The sequence below is a fragment of the Kitasatospora sp. NPDC005748 genome (assembly GCF_040630735.1).
In the GTDB taxonomy this organism is placed as follows: Bacteria; Actinomycetota; Actinomycetes; order Streptomycetales; family Streptomycetaceae; genus Kitasatospora.
In genome coordinates this window covers 1-2,838 of sequence record NZ_JBEXYD010000147.1, presented here as the reverse complement: position 1 = coordinate 2,838, position 2,838 = coordinate 1, and the positions used below count along the sequence as shown (strand labels likewise).

Here is a 2,838-nt window from a genome sequence, read left to right as displayed (position 1 = left end):
AGTTGTCTGCGCGTCACAGCCAACATTCCTACCGGGTTCTGCCCTGGAGCAGGGGCAGAACCCGAAGATTGATCACAACATCACACAGGCCCTAGTGCTTGATTCCTCAAGTCATGGGTATAGATGCTGTGTTGGTTGAGTTGGTGGGTTGATCGGGGGTGGGGTGTGCCGGGGTTGTTGCAGGCCCGGGCCGCTGTGGGGGCGGACGAGGAGAGGGCGATCGTCAGGTTGGCCAGGGCGCGGAAGGCGCCGGCGGATCTGGTGATGCGGGCGCGGATCATCGAGCTGAGCTGGAACGGCCTGCGGGTGGCGGCGATCGCCGCAGAGCTGGGCTGCCACGCGAAGACGGTCCGCTGGTGGCTCCACCGGTTCAACGATCTCGGCCTGGAGGGGATGGAGGACCGGCCGATCACCGGCCGGCCCCGGCGGCTGACCGAGGCCGAGCGGTCTCGGATCATCGCCCTGGTCAAGCAGGTGCCGCCCGGACGGCCGACCAGGCAGGCGGACGGGGAACTCGCCCCCGCCGACGAGGCCGGCCCGCCGCAGTGGACGCTGGACGCGCTGGCCGAGCAGGCCCGCCGACTGGGGATCGAGGTCAAACGCTCCCAAGTCCGCCGGATCCTGCTCACCGAGGGCGCGGGGTGGCGCCGTACCCGTTCGTGGACCCGGTCGAAGGACCGGGACTTCGAGGGAAAAGGACGCGGATCATCGGTCTCTACACCTGCCCGCCCGACGGTGCGACGGTCGTCTGCGCCGACGAGCTCGGACCGGTGATCCCACGCACGTTCCCTCCGGCGCCGGGCTGGTCACCGGACGGGCACCGCATCAAGAACGAGATCGACTACTCCCGCGGCCCGGAGAAGACCTGGGTCTACGGGGGCCTTCGCGTCCGGGACGGGCAGCAGATCACGATGACCGCCTCCTCCCGCAACAGCGTCTTCTACCAGCAGTTCCTCCAGCTGGTCGAGGACGCCAACCCCACAGGCGACATCTATGTGGTGACCGACAACCTGTCATCCCACAACAGCGTCTCCACCCGGGCCTGGCTCGAGAGCCACCCGCGCATCAAGCACGTCTTCATACCCGTCGGCGCGTGCTGGCTCAACCTCCAGGAAGCCTGGTGGCGCATCTTCCGCAAGGCAGCCCTCGCCGGCCACTCCTTCGCCGACCCCGACGAGATCACCCAGGCCACCCGAATCGCAACCGCCCAGCTCAACGCACGCGCCCGACCCTGGATCTGGGGCCGACCCGCCCCACCAACCCGACAACTGCGACACCGCTATGTGTACCTGCTTTAAGGAACGAAGCACTAGTAGTACTTCGTTAGGTTGGGGCGGGTTGTCGGGTTCGGCTTCTGGGCTTCGTTGTGGGAAGTGGGTGTTGGCAGGTGTGGCAAATGCCGGTCCAGCAGTTCAGCAGGTCCTGGAGCTGGTCCAGGACCTGGTAGAGGGTCAGGCCGGCGCTTGGGCTTTTGGGTCGAGCCGCCGAAGGGTGAGGAAGGCGTGGGCGGCGGTGACGAGGGTGACGTGGTGGTGCCAGCCGCGCCAGGTGCGGCCCTCGAAGTGGTCCAGCCCGAGGCCGTGCTTCAGCTCGCGGTAGTCGTGCTCGACGCGCCAGCGCATCTTGGCCAGGCGGACCAGGTGGCGGGTCGGGGTGTCGGCGGGCAGGCTGGTCAGCCAGTACTCGGTGGGCGTCTTCTGTCCGGCGGGCCATTCGCTGAGCAGGGTGGCCTTCGGCAGGGTGCCGTCCCAGGCGCTCGCTCCGCCGGCCCTGGCCATGGCATGGGTGCGGGCCGCGACGCCCGCCGGCCGCACCGTGAGCACCCGGAAACGGGAACGCATCGGGCCTTTCGAGCCGTGGCGCCAGGTGGTCCGGCGCAAGGTCGTGCGTCCGCCGGCGATGGTCAGGGCCTGGAGCGACATGGCCTTGGTTCGGTAGCGGGCCGCGGGTTTGCGGCCGTTCCCGCTCCAGTGCGGGGTGGCGGGGGTCGCGTCGTGAGGATGCGCGGACTCGTCGGAGCGGACCGCGACGACGAAGTCCAGCCCGCGTTCCGCCAGGCCCCGGCGGAACGCCGTGATCTGGCCGTAGCCGGCGTCGGCGACGACCACTTTCGGCTCCAGGCCCCAGACGAGCGCCTCGTCGATCAGGTCCAGGGCCAGGCGCCACTTCTCCCGATGGCCGACCTCCTCGGGCACACCGGTCCGCGCACGTCGCTCGGTGTCGTCCTGCCACTCGGCGGGCACGAACAGGCGCCAGGAGAGGGGTACGGACGCGGTGTCGGAGGCGGCGTGCAGACTCACCCCCACCTGGCAGTTCGACTGCTTACCCAAAGCCCCGCACCACTGCCGGGCCACCCCGACCGACATCCGCCCGTCCTTGGGGAACGACACGTCGTCGATCACCCACACCACCGGATCGACCACCGTGAGGGCCTTGAGGGCAACCGCCCGCAGCACCGCCGTGTGGTCCCACGGCGACTGGTTCACGAACTGCTGCAGGGCCTGCATGTCGCCGTCCGGCAGCCGCTCGGCCATCGGCTGGATCGACTTCCTGCGACCGTCCAGCATCAACCCGCGCAGATAGCAGTTACCCCACCCGCGCGTGTCCTTCCGCGGTACCGACGCGAACACCTCGGCCACGAACGCGGCGAGCTCGCCACGCAGTTGCTCAATCTCCCCCAAGTCCACGCCCGCCAGGATGCCCGATGCACAGATCAGGATCAAGCTAAGTTAACGAAGTACTACTAGGGCACGTATTCGGTCGTGATCAATCTTGGCGATTCACCTTCGCGGCGGGACCTGATCCGGTAGACCGTGGTGTGTGACGCGAGCGCAACTG

3 protein-coding genes are annotated in these 2,838 nt (G+C 68.4%); 2 read left to right on the top strand and 1 reads right to left on the bottom strand.

Features of this window, described 5'->3' with window-relative positions:
* Positions 1-264: 264 nt before the first annotated feature.
* Together ABZ495_RS36940 and ABZ495_RS36935 are read left to right on the top strand one after the other, a co-directional pair.
* The gene (locus tag ABZ495_RS36940) at positions 265-774 is read left to right on the top strand and encodes a helix-turn-helix domain-containing protein (protein ID WP_359840367.1); all 510 of its coding nucleotides are present in this window, start codon (positions 265-267) and stop codon (positions 772-774) included.
* Positions 705-1,298 (top strand): IS630 family transposase, encoded by a 594-nt coding sequence (locus ABZ495_RS36935; RefSeq protein WP_359840369.1) that lies wholly within the window; start codon positions 705-707, stop codon positions 1,296-1,298. Before ABZ495_RS36940 ends, ABZ495_RS36935 begins: the two co-directional genes overlap by 70 nt.
* Before the next feature lie 153 nt (positions 1,299-1,451).
* Here ABZ495_RS36935 and ABZ495_RS36930 read toward each other — a convergent pair whose 3' ends face one another.
* Positions 1,452-2,687 carry an IS701 family transposase gene (locus ABZ495_RS36930; RefSeq protein ID WP_359840365.1) on the bottom strand — a complete coding sequence of 412 codons (1,236 nt, stop codon included), beginning with the start codon at positions 2,685-2,687 and terminating at the stop codon, positions 1,452-1,454.
* Between the last annotated feature and the right edge of the window lie 151 nt (positions 2,688-2,838).

Coding starts and splice junctions, on each gene's coding strand:
- ABZ495_RS36940 (WP_359840367.1), top strand. CDS start 265: ATGCGGGCGCGGATCATCGAGCTGAGCTGGAACGGCCTGCGGGTGGCG.